This window comes from Lentilactobacillus sp., assembly GCF_040773105.1.
Lineage (GTDB): Bacteria > Bacillota > Bacilli > Lactobacillales > Lactobacillaceae > Lentilactobacillus > Lentilactobacillus parabuchneri.
The window spans coordinates 1-2,622 of sequence record NZ_JAXGWW010000271.1 but is presented as its reverse complement, the minus strand read 5'-3'; the positions used below and the strand labels follow the sequence as shown (position 1 = coordinate 2,622).

The 2,622-nt window shown below is 46.0% G+C and carries 2 protein-coding genes; both read left to right on the top strand.

All coding sequences use genetic code 11. The annotated features are described in order from the left end of the window. The coding region (locus tag AB3112_RS10560; RefSeq protein ID WP_367334461.1) for an ATP-binding cassette domain-containing protein at nucleotides 1-588 on the top strand (588 nt) is incomplete at its 5' end. Next, entirely contained in the window at nucleotides 588-2,474 is a 1,887-nt protein-coding gene (locus AB3112_RS10555; protein ID WP_084974252.1) for an ABC transporter ATP-binding protein, read from the top strand. The genes AB3112_RS10560 and AB3112_RS10555, both read left to right, overlap by 1 nt. Nucleotides 2,475-2,622 lie beyond the last annotated feature (148 nt).

Sequence of the window (2,622 nt, the reverse complement as noted above, 5' to 3'; positions counted from 1 at the left end):
TACGATGTTGATAAAGGTGAAATCGAGTTGGATGGTCATAACATCAACGACCTTTCGATGAAAGACCTGCGAAATCAAGTGTCCTTTGTTCCTCAAAAAGCGACCTTATTCACCGGATCCATTCGCGACAATATGAAGTATGGAAACCCCAATGCCACTGATGATGAGATTTGGCACGCACTGGACATTGCTCGAGCCAAAGACTTCGTTGAAGAAGATCCAGCCGGCCTTGATTTGCAAGTCGAACAGGGTGGGGATAACTTCTCAGGTGGTCAAAAGCAACGGTTGGCCATTGCCAGAGCCCTGGTTAAGAAGTCTGCTGTGTACGTCTTTGATGACTCCTTTTCAGCACTGGATTTCAAGACCGATGCTGATTTGCGGGCTGCTTTAAGAGCTGATGAGCACATCCAGCAAAGTATTACGGTTATCGTGGCCCAACGAATCGCCACGGTGGCTGACGCTGACCTGATCTTAGTGCTTGATAACGGTAAGTTGGTTGGCAAAGGCACTCACGATGAGCTCCGCGCCAACAACAAGGTTTATCAAGAAATTATTCACTCACAATTACGAGAGGAGGATGACAAATAATGGCTGAAAAAGATACGGCACCACAACCTGCCGGCAACCAAAATCATGGTGGCCATGGCGGCTTTCAGGGAGTTGTCGAAAAACCCCATAACTTTTGGGGGACCACTAAGCGACTGCTGGATTACATGCAAGATCGCCTGGTCGGTTTAATCCTGGTTCTGGCCTTTGCCATTATCAGTGTTATCTTCCAGATTCGAACCCCGAAGATTTTAGGAGAAGCAACGACTGAAATCTTTAAGGGCTTGATGAAGGGAAATGCCCAACAAAAAGCCGGCTTTAGCGTGGCTTCACTTCCGATTAACTATCAAAAGATTGTCCAAATTATTCTCATCGTTCTTGTGATGTATTTGGCTTCTGCGGTCTTCAGCTTCTTGCAACAGTATATTATGACCCGAATTTCACAGAATACGGTCTATAAATTACGGCGGCAAATGAAACAAAAGATGCGCCTGGTGCCCATCCAATACTACGATACGCACAGTAACGGTGATGTCATGAGCCGGGCGGTTAACGATATGGATAATATCGCCAGCACCCTCCAACAAAGTCTTACCCAGGCGGTTACGTCTTTTGTGACCTTCATTGGAACTTTGTGGATGATGTTTACGATTAGTTGGAAATTGACCTTGATTGCATTGGTAACGATTCCGTTGAGCTTGTTAATTGTCGGCGTGATTGCACCACGATCCCAGAAGTATTTCGCGGCCCAACAGAAGAGTCTTGGCTTATTAAACAACCAAGTGGAAGAAAACTACGCTGGCCAAATCGTCCTCAAGAGTTTTAATAAGGAACAGGACACGATTGACCAGTTTGAAGTTCAAAATAAGAAATATTATCAAGCTGCTTGGAAAGCCCAATTTATTTCAGGGATTATCATGCCCATGATGATCTTCTTAAATAACATTGGTTACGTCTTCGTTGCCGTTGTTGGTGGCATCCAGGTTGCGAACGGAACGGTCACCCTTGGTAACGTGCAGGCCTTCTTGCAGTATACCAACCAGTTTTCACAACCAATTTCTCAGTTAGCCAACTTGATGAACACCATTCAGTCGACGATCGCTTCAGCTGAGCGGGTGTTTGAAGTGATTGATGAAGAAGAAATGAAGAATACCAAGCAAAATCGACCGGTTGAAGAAAATACCGATAATTTAGTCGAGTTGGAACACGTTCAATTTGGCTACAACGATGACGAGTTGTTGATGAAGGATTATAACCTTGCCGTTAAACGTGGCCAGCAGGTCGCTATCGTCGGTCCAACCGGTGCCGGTAAGACAACCATCATTAACCTGTTGGAGCGCTTCTACGACGTTAAGGGCGGTAGTATTCGCCTCAAGGGTGTCGACACCAGAGATTTGGATCGAGAAGCATTGCGGTCTCACTTTGCGATGGTTCTCCAAGATACCTGGCTGTTCACGGGGTCGATTTATGACAACATTAAATACGGCCGCGAAGACGCTTCCAAAGACGAAATCATTGAAGCCGCTAAAGCCGCTCACGTGGATGAATTCGTCCGTAAGCTGCCAAAGGGCTACGATACTATCTTAAATGAGTCTGCTTCCAACATTTCTCAAGGACAGCGTCAATTAATTACGATTGCCCGTGCCTTTGTGGCGAACCCTGAAATTCTGATTTTGGATGAGGCGACCAGCTCAGTCGATACTCGGACCGAAGTTCAGATCCAGCACGCTATGAGTCAGTTGTTGGAAAATCGGACCAGCTTTGTCGTGGCTCACAGATTGTCGACAATTCAAAATGCAGACAATATTATTGTGATGAATCATGGGGCGGTTGTTGAAACCGGAACGCATAATGAGCTGCTTGCCAAAAATGGTTTCTATGCTGACCTGTACAACAGTCAATTCTCAGATGACGTTTCATTTGATTAGGGAGGAGCAGACGATGAAAAAAATATTGAGCTTATTGATCGCAGCAGCTTCTCTCATGATCGTGCTGAGTGGCTGTGGCACACCAACGCTGACGGTATCGAACCATCATTTGAATGCCAACGCCCTGGCTGTGACCGTCAAAGGAAAG